Consider the following 21,102-nt stretch of genomic DNA (forward strand, 5'->3'; position numbering starts at 1 on the left):
GCATTTATTCTGTCAAGGTGGCACGCGCCTCGTGGGCAGCAACGCACTCATCGCGCGACTGTCCAAGACAATCCTCGATGAACAGATTCCAGTTTAGTTAGGTATGCATACGTTACGGATCCTGCTCGGGGCGGCATCGTAGCGCCCAACGGCAACGCGGGAGGAACGCTCCCGCCGGAAGACATTAAGACAATTCGCGAAAGGATTGCCGCAGGTGCGGAGGACGATTATGCATCCGGCGAAGCCAGCAGCTTGGCTACGCTTCGCAACATAATTCGAACGAGACGCACGACTGCCGCACGCTCACGAACCGCGCGTGGCATGCGCCCGTGGAGTGGTATCACTCGCCGATAGAAACACGATTGACGGCGGTGTATCGCCGTCGTAGGTCAACGTGTATGCGCTGCGCGAACGAACGCCCCCGTCCGCGCTTACGACCACTCACCATCCGTCAGTCGACAGCCGTGTCGCCTTCGGCCATCTGACACAGGTTCGTTTCGATCTGGTGCATGACCTTCCAGAAAACGCGCAGGTCCTTCTCTGAGATTCCGTCGAGCGACGCCGCAATCATGTTCGTCAGATCGGGCAGCAGTTCGTCGACGAGCCGCTTGCCTTCGTGCTCTAGTGTGACGAGATACTTTCGCCTGTCGTATGGATCGCGGACCCTCTTCACCAGGCCGCGCTTTTCCAGATTGTCGAGCGCGGGTACCGCGGTCGTCGACGCAATGCCGACGCGCTTACTGAGCTCGAGTTGATTGACCTCGCCGCGTTCCGCCAGCACACGAAGGTAGTACCAGTACGCAATCGGAATGCCCTCTCCGTCGAGGAGCTTTTGCGACTGGGCATCGTAGAGTCGGTGCACCGTTCGCGCCATCCAGGGAACGGTCCTGCCGCGATCATCAAAGACATCTGATGGTTTCTTCGCCGTTGTCTCTACTAATTTTTGAGCGGTCGTGACTGCCGTGTCTGCAGACGAATTGGATTTGGGCATTCACTCATTCCTCGGCATGGGATTAAGCCATCGGTCGGTACTATCTGTTCCAAATGGATTCAAGCAAAGAGAAATCATACAACACGATCGGCAGGGACTCTATGGACAGCGGGGTGAGAAGCGGCTGAGGGCGACAGGACGGCCCGCAGCTTCCAGATCGTCGCGGCCGGAGTCGTCAGCGTTGACCCATCCTTGCGTGTGTACGTCCCGGATAGCTGGGACGCGATCACATCCTTGTACGCCCATACGTCGCCCATGCCAAATGATACGTCGCCATGTCATTCGATGTCGAATTATTGTTTCAGGGAGGATATGAGATTTCCCACCAAGCCCGCAAGGAGCATGCGCTAACAGCGAGGCTTTGACCTTCGGATGGTGCTGCGAACCCACTGGTTGCCCATGATGCAGTTCACTTCCGGGGTTCACCAACCCAGTCGCGGAGTTTCACTATAAAGAACTGCTACTTTCCGACACACCGGCACCCATGTCGCAGTATGGGCACCCACCAAACAGGAGCGTAGTCTTCGGTGCTTGCCAGGAGATTCCCTGGTCACCTTGACATCAGCATTTCTGCCGCTCATCATTCGATGTAAATTCATTCGATATAGAATTAGTTTGTGAAGCGAACGCGTAGCCATTGCATCCGCTTGACGTGCGGGATAGCCATGCGCTGGAAAACGCGGCAGGTAGACGTCGCTTCGATTCAATGAGCAATGTGATGACACGGAGACGATCGCGATAGCGGAGTTCAACGTCAGATCGATACAGCGAAGGAAAAGTATTTTGTAGTACTTATTTATATGACCGGAGAAGACGACGTGAGTGGTTCTCCACGTGATCTGCAACGTCGAGCTCAATCACCATTTTAGAAGGAGACTAGACATGTCCCGTCAAGCACACACAGCAGCTTTCGAATTTTCAACGGAGGTGTACAGGGCAGTTGATTCGATGGACGAGCAGAGGTTGGCGTCCTTCCTGACGGAAAATTGCAGGTTCGTCTACGCCAACAACAACCCTGTCATCGGACGCGCGAACGCTGCCGCGAGTTCGAAGAAGTTCCTGGATTCGCTTGCCGCCATCAAGCACGATCTGCTTGAAGTTTGGTCATTCGACGACGTCATCGTCTCGCAGATCGAAGTGACCTACACCCGCAAGGACGAAACGACGCTGACTATACCGGCCGCGACGATTTGGCGGGTACGCGGGGGGCAAATCGACGAGTACCGCATCTACGTCGACGTTGGGCCACTGTTCTCGCATTAATCAGACCGGAAGGATAAGTCTATGTACCGCACTGCCGAACAGAAAGCGATTATCGCGTGTCTGGACCCCCTTCAATGTCGACCTTCGATTTCATTCGACCTCAAGTGTACGGGTCGAGGACAACACCAAACACTGCCCCGGTCATGAGTCGATCTCTTGTTTTCACGCGTGTCGTTCCTTACCTGGACTTCGACCCACAACATCCTCAGTGATTTATCTATGCTCATCCGAACCTGAAATCAGTCATTCCGGAGAAAGATCGATTTTATAAACTCGCCAATTCTTTTTGATGGCGATATTTCTATCTCGCCATCAAAGAGCCGAACTTCATCATACTTTTTTATTTAACTAATAAATCGAAACAAACGCGCACTTCAAAATCTTAAGCAATTTAGATCTGTCACGAGAGATGCCGAGATGGAACAGAAACCGTCGATTGTCAATCTTAATGTACTCGCTGGAGTCGCAATGGTGCTATTCTCCGGACTCGCATGCGCTCAGAGCAGTGTTACCTTATATGGAATCATCGATTCAGGTTTGTTATACACAAGCAAAACCGCGAATAGCTCGACCGGGGGAAATTCCGGAAAGCAATTCTCTTTGATTGATTCTGGATCCACCCCGTCTGAATTTGGAATGGAGGGCACTGAAGACCTTGGGGGAGGTCTGAAGGCAAAATTCAAACTCGAAAATGGCTTCAGCACAGCCAACGGGGGCGCTGGAATTTCGAACGGAAACTTCTTCGGTCGCCAAGCCTGGGTCAGTCTGGAGAGCAACCTTGGTGAATTGAAGACAGGTCTACAGTTTTCCCCTTTCTTTCTCGCGCTGTATAGACTTGATCCTCGCGGCCTATCAACATTCGGCAGCAGTTCCGTTATTTATGCCGATAGCGTAGTGGCCACAGGTGTATTCGACTCCAACGCCGTGTCGTACACGAGCCCCGCTATTTCAGGCTTCACGGGGAGCGTATTGTATGCCCTCGGCGGTGAGGCCGGCAATTTCTCTGCCGGGAGAAACTACTCAGCCGATCTGATGTACAACAACGGTACGCTGATGATTGATGCGGCCTTCTATGACGGCAATCCTGGTGGAACTGCCCAGACACCCGTACCAACGAACGTGGGATTTATTGGTCGGATGTTGGGTGCTTCATACAAATTCGAAAGCTTTACTTTTAAGGCATCGTACACCAGCTACAAGATTGCCGGTTCTTTTAGCAACAACGTATACGGTGGCGGCGTCAATTACGACATCACACCAGCGCTTGATGTGAATGGTGGGGTGTGGTACACAACTGATAGAAATAATTCGTCAAATCATTCGATTTTGGCCGCTCTTGGCACGCAGTACGCCCTCTCCCGATCGACTTCGCTGTATGGACAGATCGGCATTGTGAACAATCACGGGAAAATGAACACGGGCTTATCCATCAATGGGGCGACACAAGAGGTCGCCGGGACTACTGTCGGCGCTGTAGTGGGTATTCGCCATCTTTTCTAGTACCGTTAGCTGCCTTTACCACACCTTGCCTCGCGCGATTGGTACGGCGGTGCGCAAAAAACAACTAATCCATGGTAATAAACTGGAATTAGCGCGCGATCGCATTAAAAATAGAAATAATCATCTTAATTCGGCATCCGAAATAACCAAATGGAGATAACCATGTTGCAAAACGATATCCCGCATGACACGGGCTACGAGCGCAAGACGCTCATCCTGCTCGCTCTCGGATTCGCATTGGTCGGCCTTGACCGCTGGATCATCGCCCCGCTGTTTCCACACATGATGAAGGATCTGGGTCTCGACTATCAGCAGTTCGGGGCACTCATCGGAATCCTAAGTCTGACCTGGGGGATCTGCGCGATTACGATGGGCCGGCTGGCCGACCGGATCGGCCACCGCAAGATCATAATCGCGTCGATGGTTCTGTTTTCGCTACTCTCAAGCTTCTCCGGTTTCGCGAGCGGATTCGCCAGTCTCCTGCTGATCCGCGCAATGATGGGCGTTGCCGAGGGCGCGTTTCTGCCGGCGGGCGTCGCGGCGACTGACGAGGTGTCGCACCCGTCGAGGCGCGGCTTCAACCAAGGGTTGCTATTCAGCATGGCCGCGCTGATGGGGCTCGGTCTCGCGCCCATCATCGCGACGCAGTTGCTGCGTGTGCTGCCGTCGTGGCACTGGGTATTCGCGATCTCAGCCATTCCGGGGTTCGTCGTCGCGCTACTGATAACAATGATGCTGCGCGACCACCCGCGCGGCGAGTTTGACGGCAAGGCCAATGTGCGCGCATCGGACAAACCACGCTGGAGCACGCTGTTCCGCAGCCGCAATGTCGTCCTCGCGATGCTCGCGACGCTTTGCGCAATGGCGGGCATCTTCGTCATCAGCGCCATGGTGCCCAACTATCTCGTCGACTACCTGCACCTCGACACCGAACACATGGGGTTCGTCGTGTCGGCGCTGGGCGTCGGCGGCTTCATCGGCGAATTCGCGCTCGCGGGCGTGTCCGACTTCATCGGACGTCGGGTCACGGCGGTAGCCTCGTTTGTCCTGGCAGCCATCTCGCTCTACGTGTTTGCGCGAATTGGCGCCGATCCATGGGCCCTCTTTTTCGCCCTTTTCGTCGTTTCGTTCTTCGCGCTCGGGCTGCTCGGCCTATTTACCGGCCCGATCGCGACCGAGGCCGCACCACAAGGACTCGTCGCATCGGCGATCGGCATCACGTCTGGCGCGGGCGAAATATTCGGTGGCGGTGTCGCGCCCGCTATGGCCGGGTTCATCGCACAGCACTACGGCATCCAGTTCACCCTGCCGTTCGCGCTTGTCGGCCTGTCCTGTGGCGCGTTCGTGTCGCTGGCGCTGATGGAAACTGCACCCCGCCTGCTCGCGCGCCGCGAGGCCGCTGCTGCGGCTGCTTCGCCAGGTCCTTTCTAAACGCCACCAGTTCGACTTCTTTGCGCGGCAGCCAACCACCAAGACGGCGCCGCTCTTCGATAGGATTTTTCGGGTTATCAACCATGCGCTGCTCCTTAGTCTCCGACCAAAGAACTGCCAGCAAAATGCCTGCCCGGACCGCCATGCACGCAGTCGGGAAACTTGATCATGTCCTGAATGAACACCGGCGGCATCGTGGACTCGGTGGCGACGTGAACGCCCGTGAAAGCGCTGGGACCTGAGTCGACCAGGCTCCGCGAGGACATCGATTGCACCGGGCCGATACGAGTCCGGTACGCGATCCACTACGCGCGATCACGCTTCCCCCTTCTCCCCGCCAATCGCATCCAGTTCGGCGCGCACCTCGTCGGTCAAGTTCAAGCGTGCTGCCTGCATGTTTTCACGCAGATGCCCAAGCGACGACGTACCCGGAATCAGCAGAATGTTAGGCGCACGATACAGAAGCCAGGCGAGTGCCACCTGCATGGGCGTCGCGCCGATCGTTTGCGCGAGCGTGGACAGCGCTGACGATTGAATCGGCGTGAATCTGCCAAGCGGAAAGAACGGTACGTAAGCGATCCCCTTCGCCGCCAGGTCATCGACCAGTGCGTCGTCTTCGCGGTGCACCAGGTTGTAGTGATTCTGCACGCAGACGATCTCCGCGATGCCCTGCGCCTCGGCGACCTGGGCCGCGGTCACGTTGCTCAAACCGATATGGCGAACCAGCCCGCGCTGTTGAAGTTCGGCAAGCGCCGCGACCTGCTTTTCAATCGACCCTTCGGCAGGTGCATGCACGCTGCCCATGATTCGCATATTGACGACGTCGAGCGCATCGACACCGAGATTGCGAAGGTTGTCGTGAACGCCGCGCTCGATATCTGCCGGTTCGAGCGCCGGCAGCCACGCGCCATCGTTACCACGCACCGCGCCAACCTTGGTGACGATCACGAGGTCACCCGGATAAGGATGCAGTGCTTCACGAATCAGCTGGTTGGTGATGTGAGGACCGTAGAAATCGCTCGTATCGATGTGATTGACGCCCGACGCCACCGCTTCGCGCAGTACGGCGATCGCTGCATCACGATCTTTCGGCGGCCCGAATACGCCGGGGCCGGCCAGTTGCATGGCGCCATAGCCCATGCGTTGCACGGACTGGCCAGCCAGCAGATAGGTCGCCACGGGTGTGAAGTTCGACATAGTGCGCTCCTTGATGTGAGGTGTTGAGCGTCAGTATGGCGGGGATTGCGTTGTTCGATAATCCAGCCTAAATTGCACGGGTTGTTAAACATTTTGAACAACGACCATGGAATTCAACGATCTTGCCGCATTCGTTTCAGTCGCTCGCGCCGGCGGCTTTCGCGACGCCGCGCGCATCAGCGGCGTCTCCGCCTCCAGCCTGAGCATTGCCGTGCGCCGTCTCGAGTCGAAACTCGGTATGCGCCTGCTCAACCGAACCACGCGCAGCGTGGCCCCGACTGAAGCCGGATTGCGTCTGATCGAAAAGTTGACGCCATTGTTCAGCGAGATGGAAGCCGCGCTGGACATCCTGAACGTGTTCAGGGACAAGCCGAGCGGCACGCTCAAACTCAACGTCCCGTCGAGCGCCGCACGCATCGTATTGCCGAGCGTCATTCCCCAGTTCCTGAAGGCCTATCCCGACATCCGCGTGGAAGTCGTGGTTGAGGACGGCTTCGTCGATGTGCTATCGATCGGCTGCGACGCGGGCATTCGCTACGACGAACGGCTTGAACAGGACATGATCGCGATTCCCATCGGGCCGCGTGTGCAGCGTTTCGCGACGGCCGCGGCGCCGGACTATCTCGACACGCATGGCAGACCCGGGCATCCGCGCGACCTGCTCTCTCATGCGTGCTTGCGTGGCCAATTTGCCGGCGGCGCTACACCGACCTGGTATTTCGAGCGTGACGGCGAGGTCGTGCAGTTGAATCCGTCGGGACCGCTCCTCGTCAGGCCCGGCGCGGCGATCGACCTTGCAGTCAGTACTGCTGTCGCAGGCGTGGGGGTGATTCACCTGTTCGAAGATATGTTGCGCCCGCATCTCGATAGCGGCGCGTTGGAGCCGATCCTGGAGCCGTGGTGGCAGCGCTTTTCGGGGCCGTTTCTTTACTATCCGGGCCGCCGTCACTTGCCGGCACCGTTGCGCGTATTTGTCGATTTTCTGAAGGCGGGTGGTTAGGCGGATACGCCGACCATCAGCCGCAAGCGTACGCACCGCGACGTATGCCCGATAAGATGCAGGCATACGTCATTGCGGATCGCGCGACGCAAGACCGATCAGAATGCGTGACGCATCCCCACCGTGACCGCCACTTGCGTGTTCGACGACGACGGCGAGAGCGTGTTGATCATGGCATGCGAGAGCACCGAGTCCGCAGGTGCGCCGTGCACGTTCTGATAGACGCCTTCAAGATAGAAGTCGGTACGCTTGCTGATCGAATAATCGGCCTGAAGCATCCCCGTATTCCATCCCGGCGACGAGCCGTTATAAGCACCATGCGTGTAGGTGTACGCGCCCGATACACTCAACGCTGGTGTGATCGCATACTTGACGTTTGCTTCGTAGTTGTCAAGGCGCAGCGAGCCAGCCAGGGTTCCGGCGGAAGCGTCGTTCGCACCAAGATAGGTGCCCGTTCCGAAGGAGAAGACGCCCGACGCGTTGTCCAGTTGCGTATGGCTCCAGACGAGGCCAACGGTCGCCGGTCCGAACGTGTAGTTACCGCCAAGCGACCAGACACGCTGGCGTTCCGCGAGGAAGTTCGCGCTGGTATCGCCCGTGGTAACGGCTCCCCCTGCGCTGCCTGCGTTGTTGAATTGCAGGTAGCCGGCAGCAAGATTGAGCGGCCCTTGCGTATAGGAAACGCCGAAGCCATATGAGCGGTTGTCCGCGAAGTTGCCTGCCTTATTGCTGAAGGCATACATCGTTTCGAACGTGACGCCGTGGTAAGTCGGGCTCGCGTACTTGACCGTATTGTTGACAACCACCGAGTCCGCAGCAAGGTTGTCGTTTTCGAACGGATGCGCGGCCATGTTGCCGCCCCACGTGTTGGACCCTGCCGTGAGCGGTCCGACGAGGTCGTTCATCACGTCGAACTGGCGGCCGAACGTCAAGGTGCCGTATGGATCGCTCTGCAAACCGACCCACGCCTGAGAGCCGAAACCGTCGCCGGAGAAAGCCTGAGCGCCGTTATTCAGCAGGAATCCCTGCTCCAGTTTGAAGACCGCATGCAAGCCGCCACCGAGATCCTCTGAGCCTTTGAGGCCGAAGACCGTGTTTTGCGTCGAGCTGGTCACTTCCTGCCAGTTCGTATGTCCGCCCTGATTGTTCGTGTAGATCAATCCCGCATCGATAAGGCCATAGAGCGTCACGCTGCTTTGCGCATGCGCCGAAATAGCAAAGGCGCCGGAAAGCGCGACCACGAGTAAAGACTTTTTCATACCTGTTGGCTCCGTGATTTAGCGGTGATGGTGTAATCAATTGCGTGCGTTCGATACCTACTGGCGAGCGTGTTGACCGCCAGCAAGATCCAAGAACGGACAGGCAACGCATTCGCACGCCCGGGGGCCGCGCGAATGGCGAAAACGTCCGATACTGTTTGCTGATTATTGCGTGTAGCGCATTCCAATAACGTGCCAATGGCGCATGCTGACTACAGCATGGTTGTCAATTGCGTTACGCAGGCGCGTGTTGCGAGCGCCGCCGAAAATGAAGAGTGCGATGATATGACGCCTGATATAAATAGCGCGTCAAAAATAAACTGGCGTGGCGTCAAAAAATTGGCGTTGCGCCAAAATAACAATGTCGGCGAGGTCGAGCCCTTGCCCTTACCCCCACACGCTCGAACGAAAAATATCGCTGGGCACGAAGCTGCTTAAGCGGCAACATCAGGGGCCGCCGGCTTAAACGTCATGGTCATCTCGCCCGGGTTACGCAAGAGGTGTTCCACGATCAGCAATTGCGGTGATAATGGGGTAGAAACCGCACCTCGATGCTGCCAATATGACCGAAACACGCCTTAGCCCGCTGCGCAAATTTGCCGATTTCATTCGCGAGCAACGGCCGCGCCTGACCGAACAATGGATGAAAGCCGTTTTCGGCGATACCGACGTCGTCGAAGCGGACAAGCTCACCCATCAACAGCTCGCCGATCACCTGCCGGAAATTCTCGAAGGACTATGCCGTGCGCTCGACGTCGAAGATCTCGAACGCGTCGAGACGGCGATCGAACGCGATGCGAGAAAACACGGCATGGTTCGTTGGCGTCAGGGCTACCGGATCGAGGAACTCGTGCGCGAACTCGATCTGTTTCATCAGGTGCTCGCCGACGCGCTAGAAGAATTCGCCGACCAGGACAGCACGTTCACACGCCGCCACGAAGGCCGCGCGCGGCGCCTCGTCGCCGAAACACTCAGCATGGTAACGCTCACGTCGATCAAGGAGGTGGTCAACGAACGGGACCGCAAGATCGATGAGTACACCGGCAGGCTCGAGCGCGCCAATCACGAACTGACGCTCAAGCAGCGGCTGGTCGGCGATCTTTACGACTCACGCATGCAGATCACCCGCAGCGTGGTCCATGATCTGCGCAATTTTCTGAACGCGTTTTCCATTGCGCTGCAACTGATCGAACGGGCGCCTTCAAAGGCCGATATGGCGTTGACGCTCGCCAACCGGCAAGCCTCGGACATGAAACAACTCGTCGACCAGATGGTCGAGTACTCCGTCGTGCTCGGCGACGGTACACAACTCACACGGGAGCCGGTTGAGCTGCATGAGCTTTACGATGAACTCGTCACCGCCTCGCGTCCGGCAATCGAAGCCAAAGGGCTGAAGTTGCGCGCGGCGTTCGATCCGGCGCTATCCACTGCCACGTCCAATCGTCTCAAGCTTAAGCAGATTGCAGTCAATTTGCTCTCCAACGCAACCAAGTACACGAAGTCCGGCGAGATCGAACTGACCTTCGCAACAGCCGGCACGGAGCACTGGTCGATTCGCGTGTCGGATACCGGCGTGGGCATAGCACCTTCGGATGCAGACCGGGTATTCGACGAATTCGAACGCGCTGCCGGCGAAGATATTCCCGGCACGGGCCTCGGCCTCGCGATCGTCAAGGAGCTTTGCCGCGTGTTGAACGGTCAGATCGATTTTGCGTCACGCGAAGGCGTAGGGACCACGTTCGAAATCCGGTTCCCGCTGGTGCTCGCTGAAACCGACTAAACGGCTGCTGGCAACTCACGCCATAACCGGTGGTAAGGCGATGGAGACGCGTGAATGGTAGAAATTTATCCCTCTCGCTTTCCCGAACAGCTTGAAGTTGTGCGGGCGATATTTCGCGAGTATGCGGAAAGCCTGAGCATCGATCTGAGCTTCCAGAATTTCGAGTCGGAACTCGCGGAGTTGCCTGGCAAGTTTGCGGCGCCCCGCGGGCGTGTTCTTCTCGCGCTGAACAATGAGGACGTGGTTGGCTGTGTCGCAATGCGTCCTTTGGACGAATTGACGTGCGAAATGAAACGCCTTTATATCCGTCCATCTGGACGCGGCCAGCAGGTCGGCAGGCAATTGGCAACGCTGATTTGCCGACTAGCTCAGGAGGCGGGATATACGCGCATTCGTCTCGACACGCTTCCCGACATGCAGGCCGCGCAACAGCTTTATACGTCGCTTGGTTTCGAGCCAATCCCGGCTTATGTTTTCAATCCGATTGCGGGCACGATCTTTATGGAACGCGATCTGACACGTCCGGGAAGTCAGGCCACGTAGCCATACGGCGCGCGTTTATCCCTGCAACGGTGCGGCAGGCCGTCCAATCCGTCCGACTGGCGGAACCTCACGACTTCACGGCTTCATGGCTTCCCGTATGAGCGGGACGCTTGCGTTCGTCGGCACGTCTTAATTATTACGATTAACAAACAAAAACATTTTATTTCGTAATAAATAATCGATTAACTCACACTTGCCTCATACCCGGACTGGCTGACTCCCGCGCGAATTCAAGCATTTCCCGGAATTGCAATTACGGAAATCCGGTACATTCTTGACAAACTCTGGTGGCGTCACCTATTTTTCATCTGCCGCCAATATAGGAATATCCGATTGCAGAAAACATCCCGAAAAGAACCGGAATATTCAAACCAGATATTTAGTTATTCTACGCATACTGCATAGAGATCTGAATCTATGCGCTTTGAAGTAAGTTGGTCTCAACCGCTGCATGCCGACGATGCACCATCAATATTTCGAACTCCGATATATCCTCATCGGCGATGAGCGGCCTTTGTGAATTGGTATCTGAACCCACCACCAAGGATAGAGATGAAACGAGACGAGCGTCTTACCGGCCATAGCCATCATCACCATCATCGCCATGGCAGGCTGCCGGGCTTGGGCACTTTAGCGGTCGCGATCATGTTTCTCGGCGGTTGCGGCGGAGGGGACGGCAGCTCCCCCTCAGGCACGGCTGTGAGCATGCAGCAGACTGCAGCGAATCAGCAACTCACCGCACAACAGGCCGCCGCGCAGTCGCCAGCAGGCAATCAAACCTATATCGACCCGGTCGCCTATTCGGGCAACGCCACCGATGGTCTTGCGCCGGCTCAGGCCTCGGAGAAAGCGGCGGTCATGCACTACCAATGGACGTTAGGCAGAACACCGATCAACTACACCACGACGACAGGCCATTTGACGGCCGCCGATTCGAGCGGCAACCCTGAAGCCACGATGTCCTATGTCGCGTACACCGCGCCGAGTACGAACGGCTCGCCGCGGCCCGTCACGTTCGTCTATAACGGCGGCCCGGGCTCCTCTTCGATCTGGCTGCGGCTCGGGTCATTCGCACCGACGCGGGTCGCCACGCCCGACCCGGTGTTTGGCAACTGGCCGAATTATCCGCTCGTCGACAATAAGGACAGCCTGATCGACACCACGGACATGGTCTTCATCGACCCGCCTGGAACCGGCCTTTCCGAGGCGATTCTGCCGAATACGAACCAGAAGTACTGGACGACCGACGCGGACGTCAACATCATGCGCGACTTCATCCAGCGCTATCTGACGGTCAACAATCGCAGCAGTTCGCCGATCTATCTGTACGGCGAGTCGTACGGTACGCCTCGCACCGATATGCTCGCATTGGCGCTTGAATCGGCGGGCGTGCATCTGATCGGCATCGTCCTTCAGTCTTCAATCCTGAACTATTTCGCGGATGCAATCGAGGCCGTCGCCATTACGAACTCGACGAGCGCGCTGGCATTGGATACGGACACGTTGGCCGGCTATTTCCCCGGCTACGCGGAAGTCGCGGCTTACTACAACCAGGTGTCGCCAGCACCGCGCAATCAGGACCTCTACGCACTGCAGGCGAGCCTGTTCGTCACGGCCGAGTACAACCGGTTCAGGCGGTATTCGCAATCGTGGGTACTCAGTCAGCTCGGCATACCCGACGCGCTGGGTACGCCGGTGTTTCCGAGTGCCCAAACGCTTCAGTCGTGGACCATCCCGTCCAGTTTGACCACGCAGGCGCTGCAGGGCTACTTCGGCGCGAACCCGTTCTCGACAAGCCTTCTGCCTGGCACGACGATTGGCCGGTACGACGGACGCGTGTCATTGCCGAACTCGGATCCGCGTCTGCAAAACGACGGGGACCCGTCCGACATCCTGATCTCCCAGCCGTTCACCACGGCGCTGGCGACGCAGATGCCTGACTACTTGGGGTATACGGCGCCAAACGCGACCTATTTGCCGCTGAACGACAACATCATCAACGTGTGGGACTTCTCGCATGACGGACAGCCCCTGCCCGATACGATCCCGGATCTGCTGGGCGCGCTGACGCTCAACCCGACACTCAGAGTACTCTCGGAAAACGGCTTTCATGATCTGGCCACACCGTTCTTCAACACCGAGAAGCAACTGGCGCGGCTGCAAACGGTACCCGGTCTGAATCCGGACCTGCAGGTCAACTTCTTCCAGGGCGGACATATGATCTATCTGGATGACGTCGCCCGTCCGCTGATGAAACGGGATCTGGTGCGCTTCTATCGGGGCACGCCGCTTCCGGATGCACTCGCGCTCTGGACGCTGCCGGCGCCGTGGCACGACGAAAGCCCCGCCAGTCAGCCGACCGCCACCGCCACGGCGCAAGCCACGGCACCCTGACTGAACTGACGCGATGTGCCTCGTTCGCGATACTCTATTCACTCAATCAATGCGAGTCATCATGTCTCTTTTCGATATGTTGCGGCGTGTTTCCCCGTTGATCGCCCTCGGCTGCTTTATTGGCAGCGCGCATGCGTTACCGCCGCAAGCGGTGGCGCCGGCGACGCCGCCAAATGGGGCGAGAGGTGTCGACGGTCCGTTCTTCCCTCAAAACCGTGCTGCCCCTATCGCGCCGTCGACCGGTACGGCACTGCAGCAGGAAGCTCAACAGCGGCTCGAAGCACGGCTGGGGGCCAACACAGCCCTTAGCAATGGCGCGGCGGTCACAAAAACTCAGGCCCAGACCGAAGGGCTCGGCTATGTCGCCAAGCACTTCGATCAGATCGATACAAGCCATAAAGGGAGTGTGACCATGAACGACGTCAGGCAGTATCTGCAGCAGCAGGGCCGGTAGCCGTCGGGCAGTGACTATGGGGCGCTCCTTGTTCAAGGATCTGGAGCGCCCGCTTTGGCCGCAAGCAAACGCACCGTTGCCTATGTGAACCGCCTTCGTCGATACACCGCCTCTAACAAAAACTGAACGGCCTCCCAGCCCCGTTCGGGTTCCATGCTTTTAATCGGACCGCGTATTCTTGCCCGTCGGCAAACATCCGCTCATTGCCCCGCCGCGGTCGCTCAGCCCGCGCACCACGACCTCAGACGATTTGCCATCACGTCTCGCCAATTCGGCAAGGTCGAGCAACGCTGCGTATTTCGCCGAACAGTCCTGTCCCGGTTCAATCGCCCGGTGCACAACATGCGTTTCAGTCTTTGTGATGCCCTCACCCACTGCAATCGCTACACCTGTAGCAACGATCACCGTTGCCAACGCGCCGACCTTGTATATCGTCCGTGTGCGTACCGCGTTGAAACGTGACCGGACCGCCTTCGCACTTCCTTGCTCGCTCATCCACGGCGGACCGATTTGCCCGGCCTCATCGCCCGTTCTCACCCGCACGTTTTCACTCATGACCAGTGCGCCGGCACCCAGACATTGCCCACCCAGTGCCCCGGCACCCACACGACAGGGCGCGGCGCAGGCGCTACATAGACAACGCGCGGCGCAACATACACGGCAGGCGGCGGGGGCGGCGGGACATAGACAACCGGAGGCGGCGGAACATACACAACCGGAGGCGGCGGCACATACACAGCCGGCGGCGGTACGACAACAACCGGCTTCGGTGCAACCACGACCGTCGTGCTGCCCGTCGTGACGACGCCGGTGGTCGTGACCGTCCCGCTTGTCGTCACCGTGTTGCCGTGTGTACCCGTCGCGCTCGTCGACGTCGTGACGACGCCCGGGGCAACACGCGTGGCCGTACCGGAGTGATAGACGGTCCCGCCATCAGACCCCGTCACCGTGCCCGAACGTGAACACGATGCGCCCGCGCAGTTTGTCGATGCCGAATGGTTGACCGTATTCCCGTTCGAGCCCGTGATCGACCCGGACGACGAATACTGGCCAGGCGCGGTTTTCGTCACGTCGCCAGACGTGGTGGCTGTTTTGCCGTCCGGTCCGGTCAGGGTGCCGGTGTGGGAACACGTGCCGCCTGCACAGTTGGTATCGCCGGCGTGCTGGACCTGGTTGCCGTAGCGTCCCGTCGCGGTGCCTGAATTCGAGAACTGGCCCGGCGCGTTGCGGGTCACCGTACCGGTATTGGTCGCCACGCCGCCGTACGGACCGGCCACGCCGCCCGCATGCGAGCAACTGCCACCGCCACACGAGCCGTAACGCGCGCCGTTGTAGGTGCCGCGCGAGGTGTACGCGGTGCCGTGCTGCGACCAGGCGAAAGCCGACGCGCTCCCGAGCGCGAGTACGGCGACGGTTGTGGTGAGCACGAGCTTGCGCAGCGTGCCGCGTACGGATGCGATGGGGGTCACTGAGGCAGGGAAAGCGCCGGTGGCTGGGACAACGAACGAACAGTCTTTCACGGTATGTCCTTCTTGATTTCGGGCCACTTCTGCGCACTGCGGCGTGGCGACGAACGGACTATAGAAGGACGCATGGTTTTAATCAGCAGCGAAGATATGTCACCCTGTTTCATGACGACAGAGGCCTGCTGGATAAGGCTTTCCGGGCGATTCGAACGGGCCGCGACATATGCCGACATAAATTGTTTCGGGGTGAGCTCCGCCCGTACCGCGCGCAGGGTCGAGCGCGACCGTGAGCCGTGTTCGACACCATCGCGACACTTTTCCGAAATGCACATGTCGTAGGGTTCAATGTACGGAACGGCGCAAGCCGCTTGCGTATCACCACCCCGCTTACTCTTCCTCAAGAGGCGCATATGTCGGCAAAACGCGAGTCGAAACCCAAAGCCAAGGCGAAAGAAAGCACGGCGAAAGCTGAAGGAAAACGAAAGTCGCCCAGCAAGGCTGCGGCATCCGGTAAAAAAGCCACGGCGCACGCTAGCGGCTCAAACCCGCCTGCGAGCACGACCACCGCCGCCACCACGCTCCATCCGCGGGTGCTGGACCAGCCCGTGTTCGCGCAACCTCAGCCGACCGCTGACCCAACGGTGTTTCGTGTGCCGCATCCGTCGGACGATGCGGCCTACAAGGAAATCGACAAGCTCAATGCGGAGCACAAACTGTTTCCGTTGCCGTTTCCCGCGCCGAGAGGGGGCGTGGAGCCCCAACTCACGCTGGCCGAAGTCATGGGTGACAACGCAACCGCCATCGACAGAATCACAGCCGCAGGACAACTGGTATTTCACGCGCTAGGTGATTGCGGCAGTACGAAAGGCCCGGCGACCCAAAACGAAGTGGCCGACAAATTGACCGCCGACTTCAACGAAGCGAATGCCAGCGAGGTACCGCAGTTCGCCTTGTTACTCGGTGACGTCGTCTATAGCTTCGGCGAGGGCCAGTACTATTACGATCAGTTTTACGAACCGTATCGAGACTATCCGGCGCCGATCCTCGCCTGCGCCGGCAACCATGACGGCATGGTTTCGCCGGAAGCGCACGCCGCCAGTCTCACTGCGTTCCTGCGAAATTTTTGTGCGGAGACCTTCGCCGTTACGCCCGAAGCCGGCGGACTGTCGCGCACCGCGCAAATTCAGCCCGGCGTATTCTTCACGTTCGAGGCGCCGTTCGTACGCGTGCTGGCGATCTACAGCAACACGCTCGAAGATCCCGGTGTGATTTCAAACCCGACCATCGGGAGCACTCAGCTCGACTTTCTCGACGCCGCGCTCAAGCGTGTCAAAGCCGAGAAGTTCACCGGCGCACTGTTGATCGCGGATCATCATCCGCCGTACAGCGCGGGCGGACACGGATCGAGCGTCGATATGCTGGCGCAGATCGACAAGGTCTGCGAAGCCAACGGCGTATGGCCGCATGCGTTTCTTTCCGGCCATGCGCACAATTATCAGCGCTTCACGCGCACGCGAACTGCGGACGGCACGCAGATTCCCTACCTCGTATGCGGCAACGGTGGACACGGTTTGGTCAAGCTCGCCGCGCAGGGCGCGCCCGCCATCCGCGCGCCGCAAATCATGCAGGCGGCTTCGGCCACCACGGATCAGGTCGTGCTGGAAAATTACGACGACACCAACTACGGTTATCTGCGCATTGTCGTCACCGCGACGCAGTTACGTATCGAGTATCACTCGGCGTCTGACGGTCTCAACACGAAAGCGCCGAACGACTATGTGACGATCAACCTTGCCGAGCGCAAAGTGGCGCATTTCGTTGCGTCAGACCTGGGGCATCCGATGGCGGCGAGAGCTGTGCGTGCTTTGATGCGTCGTTAGTGGCGGGACGTCGCGCCGTACGCCCGGCGCCGACACGCTTCGCCTCGACGTCAAGCGTTGACGCGAGACCCAGAGCGTGACGACTACGATTTTTCGCAAACTCGCGTTTACGCAGGATCACCTGTTTTTACCGGAGCAAAACCATGTAATCTCTCGGTTTTCTTCCTGCATCAAAACAGATGAGTCGAGCGTTGGCGAGCAAACAACTACAACAATCTGCGGCGCACACGCGGCGCCCGCCCATCGTTCTTCGTTTGCGCTGCACCGTGGTACTGCTGGCGTGCGGGATCGCCGCCGTGGCCCGCCCCGCTCTCGCCGCCGACTCTGCGTGCAGCGCCGACGGCGGCCCGACCGGCCGCCCCTCCGTCGGTCTCGTGCTGTCAGGCGGAGGCGCACGTGGCTACGCACACCTCGGCGTCTTGAAGGTGCTCGAGGAAAACCGCATTCCAGTCGACTGTATCGCCGCCACCAGCATGGGGTCGGTGGTCGGCGGCCTGTACGCGAGCGGTATGACGGCGCAGGACATGCAGAACCGTCTCGCCGGGATCAATCTCGCGGACATCGCGTTCGACGTCACCGAACGCGCCGATCTGCCGCAATCGCGCCGCGAGGACGAGCGGCTGTATGTGAACAGCCTGTCGCTCGGCTACGGCGCCAACGGCTTCCGGTTGCCGGTTGGGCTCATCCAGGGCAACCGCTTGCAAGCGCTGCTGCAGGACTGGACGTCCGCGGTGCCTGGCAACGTGTCGTTCGACCGGCTGCCGATCCCGTATCGCGCGATCGCGACCGATCTGCGCACCGGCCGGAAGGTGGTGCTCGATCACGGCTCGCTGCCGCAGGCGATTCGCGCCAGCATGGCGTTGCCCGGCCTGTTCGCACCGGCCGATATCGACGGGCGCACGCTGGTTGACGGCGGCATCGTCAGCAATCTGCCTATCGAAACGGCGCGCGACATGGGTGCGAACGTCGTAATCGCGGTCGATATCGGCTCGCCGCTGCGACCGCTGGACGCGCTGGCCTCGCCCGCCGACGTCATGCAGCAGATGATCGGCATCCTGATACACCAGAACGTCGCGCGGCAACGTGAACAGTTGCAAGCCGGTGACGTACTGATCGAACCGGCGCTCGGCTCGCTGAGCTTCACCGATTTCGCCAACGCGAGCCAGGCGATCGCGGCCGGCGCCGCCGCCGCCCGCGCGGCCTTGCCGCAGCTTCAGCATCTGGCGCTCTCGCCCGCCGATTATGCCGCGTGGCGCGCCCGGCACAGCACGCCCGCCATGCGTCCGGTACGGATCACGCAGATCGAGATCGCATCGCAAGGGCTCGTGCCCGAGGCGCGCATTCGCGCCGCGTTGCACGTCCAACCCGGCGACGTATACGATCCGGTCGCGCTCAACAAGGACTTGCTGGCGCTCACTACCGCGGGCGACTTCGACAGCGTGAGCCAGCAACTCGTCGACGACGGCGACCAGCACACGCTCATTGTCTCCGCGCAACAGAAGCTGTGGGGACCGAATTTCCTGCTGTTCGGGCTGGGGTTGTCGAGCAGTTCGACAGATGAAGGCGGCTTCCGGCTGCATCTCGGTTATCGCCGGCCGTGGCTCACTTCGTCAGGGCTCGAAGGGCGCGTGGACGGAACCGTCGGCAGCGATCTGATCAACCTGCATGCGGAGCTGAGGCAGCCGCTGTCGAGTTCTTTCGGCTATTACGTCGCGCCCTATCTCGAGTTTCAGCGCCGCTACGCCAATCTCTACGACGATTCCGGCAACGTCAAGGTCACGCAATACCTCCTGCAAACCGAGCGCGCCGGGCTCGACTTCGGCGTACCGCTCGCGCGTCTCGGCGACTTCCGTATCGGCGTGGCGTACGCGCATGGTTTCGCGTCGCCGCAATACAACTTGCCGCTCGAGGATGAGTTTAATTCGCCGCTGCTTTTCCCCGATATCTACGGGCGGCAGCTTAGCGCGCGCGCACGTCTCGTGATCGATCAGCTCGACGATCCGCTGTTTGCTCGCAAAGGTTATTTCGGCGAACTACGCGTAGAACGTTCGTTGTTCGCGGGCAGCGACAGCTTCACCGAGGTGTACGGCAAAGCCCTCGTCGCGGCGAGCTACGGACGGCACAGCATCAACGCCAGCATCGAAGGGGGTAACGACTTCGGCGGCACCAATCTGACGAATCCGTTCGGCTTCACGCTGGGCGGTTTCCAGCATTTGTCGGCCTACGCCGCCGACCAGCTGTCCGGCAATTCGATGGCGTACGGCCAGGTGACGTACATGAATCAGCTCGCCACCTTCAACGCGTCGCCGATTCGCGGCCTGTTTGCAGGGCTGAGCATTGAAGCCGGAAACGTCTGGAACCGCGATTCGGACTTCGGCAGCGGATCGCTGAAGCGCAGCGTGACGGTTTTCACTGCGCTGACCAGTTCATTCGGACCGATATATCTGGGTGTAGCGTTTGCACCGGGCGGCCGCCATAACTTTTACTTCCAGCTGGGCCATACCTATTGAGAGCAGGCAGGGACGATGCGTTTCACGCCACCGTGCCCACCGGCCAGCTCATTTCGAAACGCGCACCGCGCAACGTCAATGGATCGGTGACGGCGATGCGCCCGCGATGGGCGCGCAGCACCTGTTGCGTAATCGCGAGGCCTAAGCCGTAGCCGCCGGTCTGACGATCGAGCCGCACGAAGGCGTTGAAGATGCGCGCGCGTTGGTCGGGCGGCACGCCTGCGCCGTCGTCGTCCACATAGATTTCCACGTTGCCATGCCTGACGCTCAGGCCGACCATGATCCGCGAATGCGCGTATTTGCTTGCGTTGCGCAGCAAGTTACGCATCGCGTAGGACATTAGGCGCTTGTCCATCACGACGCGTAGCGACGTGTCCACGTCCACTTGCGGGACCAGTTGCTTGTCCGCGTAAAGCAGCGTGGCGTCCGTGATCTGGCTGTCGAACCATGCCGCGAGCGACGTGGATTCGAGGTTCGATTGCAGAGAGCTGTATTCGAGGCGCGCGTAGGTCAGGCTCATGTCGATGAGCTCGTCGAGTTCGGTGACGTCCTGGTCGATGCTCGCCAATGCGCTGTTGTATTCGGCTGCGGTTGCGGGTTCTCGCAAGTTCTCTAGCGCGAAGCGCACGCGGGCTAAGGGTGTGCGGAGTTCGTGGGAAATGCCGTTGGTGAGTTCGCGCTGCGCGGCGATCAGGCGTTCCATGCGCTCGGCTAAGGCGTTTAATGTGCGGGCCAGTGGGCCGATGATGACGCTGTGCGATTCGCGGGCTCTTGTGTTGAATCTGCCGCCTGTGAAGTCTATTGCGCGTTCGCGCACCATTACCAGGTCTAGCCAGACTGGGCGCATCCAACGGTAGGCTGTTATTGCTGGAAGCAGTAGTGTTGCCAATGCGATTGGGATTGACGTTTTTGCTGTTGTTAGTGCTTGCCAGATTGATGGCGATGTTTTTAGTGTCAGGCTTAGGGTTGTGATTGATGCTGCTAGTACTAGTACTGTGAGCGTCAGTAGGCGTGTGTAGACGCGTACGTATAGCCTCGACCAGCTTGGGATTCGGTCCGCGCGAGTGTCCGTCCAGGAGCGGCGGAAACGGTGCCAGCGCCATTTGGCATAGCGGTAGGGGGTTAGATTTTTTTGCTCCGCTGGGGGTGCCATTTGGTTTCTCTTTGCTTCTCTTTTATTGCGTTTGTGGTTTGTTAGTGTTTGCCCCTCTGCGGGGCGGGCACTTACTTTTTTTGCCCACTAATTGCGTTTTTGGTTTATTAGCGTTGCCCCTGTGCGGGGCGGCACTTACTTTCTTTGCCGCCGCGTAACTATTCAGCAGTTAAGGGCGAAGGCACATGACCGGCGAAGCTCAGAGCGAGAGCATCAACAAGCGGACGGCGTTGTTTGCGTAAGGTAGCCAAGTACGATCGGATCGTGCAAAACGCCTGAAG

Annotated in this window: 16 protein-coding genes; 10 read left to right on the forward strand and 6 right to left on the reverse strand. The window is 59.1% G+C overall.

All coding sequences use genetic code 11. The annotated features are described in order from the left end of the window. Positions 1-451: 451 nt before the first annotated feature. Positions 452-862 carry a MarR family winged helix-turn-helix transcriptional regulator gene (locus tag GNZ12_RS34265; protein ID WP_328806102.1) on the reverse strand — a complete coding sequence of 137 codons (411 nt, stop codon included), beginning with the start codon at positions 860-862 and terminating at the stop codon, positions 452-454. A 1,011-nt stretch (positions 863-1,873) separates the two neighbouring features. On the opposite strand from GNZ12_RS34265, the gene GNZ12_RS34270 reads away from it, so the two are divergent. From GNZ12_RS34270 to GNZ12_RS34280, 3 genes are all read left to right on the forward strand, one after another. After that, a complete protein-coding gene (locus GNZ12_RS34270; RefSeq protein WP_172316413.1) occupies positions 1,874-2,254 on the forward strand; it encodes a nuclear transport factor 2 family protein in 381 nt (126 codons plus the stop codon). A gap of 417 nt (positions 2,255-2,671) precedes the next feature. Continuing rightward, positions 2,672-3,754, forward strand: a complete 1,083-nt coding sequence (locus GNZ12_RS34275; RefSeq protein WP_407947745.1) for a porin — start codon at positions 2,672-2,674, stop codon at positions 3,752-3,754. Between the two features lie 162 nt (positions 3,755-3,916). Further along, positions 3,917-5,185, forward strand: coding sequence for an MFS transporter (locus GNZ12_RS34280; RefSeq protein WP_172316414.1), 1,269 nt, complete (start codon positions 3,917-3,919; stop codon positions 5,183-5,185). A gap of 315 nt (positions 5,186-5,500) precedes the next feature. Here the strand turns inward: GNZ12_RS34280 and GNZ12_RS34285 are convergent, their stop codons facing one another. After that, positions 5,501-6,382 (reverse strand): aldo/keto reductase family oxidoreductase, encoded by an 882-nt coding sequence (locus GNZ12_RS34285; protein ID WP_172316415.1) that lies wholly within the window; start codon positions 6,380-6,382, stop codon positions 5,501-5,503. A 106-nt stretch (positions 6,383-6,488) separates the two neighbouring features. Between GNZ12_RS34285 and GNZ12_RS34290 the strand changes: the two genes are divergently transcribed. Continuing rightward, positions 6,489-7,382, forward strand: a complete 894-nt coding sequence (locus GNZ12_RS34290; RefSeq protein ID WP_172316416.1) for a LysR family transcriptional regulator — start codon at positions 6,489-6,491, stop codon at positions 7,380-7,382. A gap of 98 nt (positions 7,383-7,480) precedes the next feature. Here GNZ12_RS34290 and GNZ12_RS34295 read toward each other — a convergent pair whose 3' ends face one another. Next, on the reverse strand, positions 7,481-8,641 hold the full coding sequence (locus GNZ12_RS34295; protein WP_172316417.1) for a porin: 1,161 nt from the start codon (positions 8,639-8,641) through the stop codon (positions 7,481-7,483). A 562-nt stretch (positions 8,642-9,203) separates the two neighbouring features. Here GNZ12_RS34295 and GNZ12_RS34300 point away from each other — a divergent pair. The 4 genes from GNZ12_RS34300 (at position 9,204) to GNZ12_RS34315 (ending at position 13,812) form a co-directional block, all read left to right on the forward strand. Further along, entirely contained in the window at positions 9,204-10,421 is a 1,218-nt protein-coding gene (locus tag GNZ12_RS34300; RefSeq protein ID WP_172316418.1) for a sensor histidine kinase, read from the forward strand. Between the two features lie 54 nt (positions 10,422-10,475). Next, positions 10,476-10,964 (forward strand): GNAT family N-acetyltransferase, encoded by a 489-nt coding sequence (locus GNZ12_RS34305; RefSeq protein ID WP_172316419.1) that lies wholly within the window; start codon positions 10,476-10,478, stop codon positions 10,962-10,964. Positions 10,965-11,516: 552 nt separating this feature from the next. After that, positions 11,517-13,358, forward strand: a complete 1,842-nt coding sequence (locus GNZ12_RS34310) for a S10 family serine carboxypeptidase-like protein (RefSeq protein WP_172316420.1) — start codon at positions 11,517-11,519, stop codon at positions 13,356-13,358. 61 nt (positions 13,359-13,419) lie between these two features. After that, positions 13,420-13,812, forward strand: coding sequence for a 2-oxoglutarate dehydrogenase (locus tag GNZ12_RS34315; protein ID WP_235993968.1), 393 nt, complete (start codon positions 13,420-13,422; stop codon positions 13,810-13,812). Positions 13,813-13,971: 159 nt separating this feature from the next. Here the strand turns inward: GNZ12_RS34315 and GNZ12_RS34320 are convergent, their stop codons facing one another. Both GNZ12_RS34320 and GNZ12_RS34325 read right to left on the reverse strand, forming a co-directional pair. Continuing rightward, positions 13,972-14,217: a hypothetical protein gene (locus GNZ12_RS34320; protein WP_328806103.1), complete on the reverse strand. Its 246-nt coding sequence runs from the start codon at positions 14,215-14,217 to the stop codon at positions 13,972-13,974. 146 nt (positions 14,218-14,363) lie between these two features. Then, on the reverse strand, positions 14,364-15,332 hold the full coding sequence (locus GNZ12_RS34325) for a hypothetical protein (protein WP_172316421.1): 969 nt from the start codon (positions 15,330-15,332) through the stop codon (positions 14,364-14,366). A gap of 356 nt (positions 15,333-15,688) precedes the next feature. Here GNZ12_RS34325 and GNZ12_RS34330 point away from each other — a divergent pair, with 356 nt between their 5' ends. Both GNZ12_RS34330 and GNZ12_RS34335 read left to right on the forward strand, forming a co-directional pair. After that, complete coding sequence (locus tag GNZ12_RS34330; protein ID WP_172316422.1) at positions 15,689-17,158, forward strand: metallophosphoesterase family protein; 1,470 nt, start codon at positions 15,689-15,691, stop codon at positions 17,156-17,158. Positions 17,159-17,337: 179 nt separating this feature from the next. Continuing rightward, positions 17,338-19,668, forward strand: coding sequence for a patatin-like phospholipase family protein (locus GNZ12_RS34335; RefSeq protein ID WP_172316423.1), 2,331 nt, complete (start codon positions 17,338-17,340; stop codon positions 19,666-19,668). Between the two features lie 22 nt (positions 19,669-19,690). Here GNZ12_RS34335 and GNZ12_RS34340 read toward each other — a convergent pair whose 3' ends face one another. Continuing rightward, positions 19,691-20,821, reverse strand: a complete 1,131-nt coding sequence (locus GNZ12_RS34340; RefSeq protein WP_172316424.1) for an ATP-binding protein — start codon at positions 20,819-20,821, stop codon at positions 19,691-19,693. Positions 20,822-21,102 lie beyond the last annotated feature (281 nt).

It is taken from the genome of Paraburkholderia solitsugae (assembly GCF_013177695.1).
Lineage (GTDB): Bacteria > Pseudomonadota > Gammaproteobacteria > Burkholderiales > Burkholderiaceae > Paraburkholderia > Paraburkholderia solitsugae.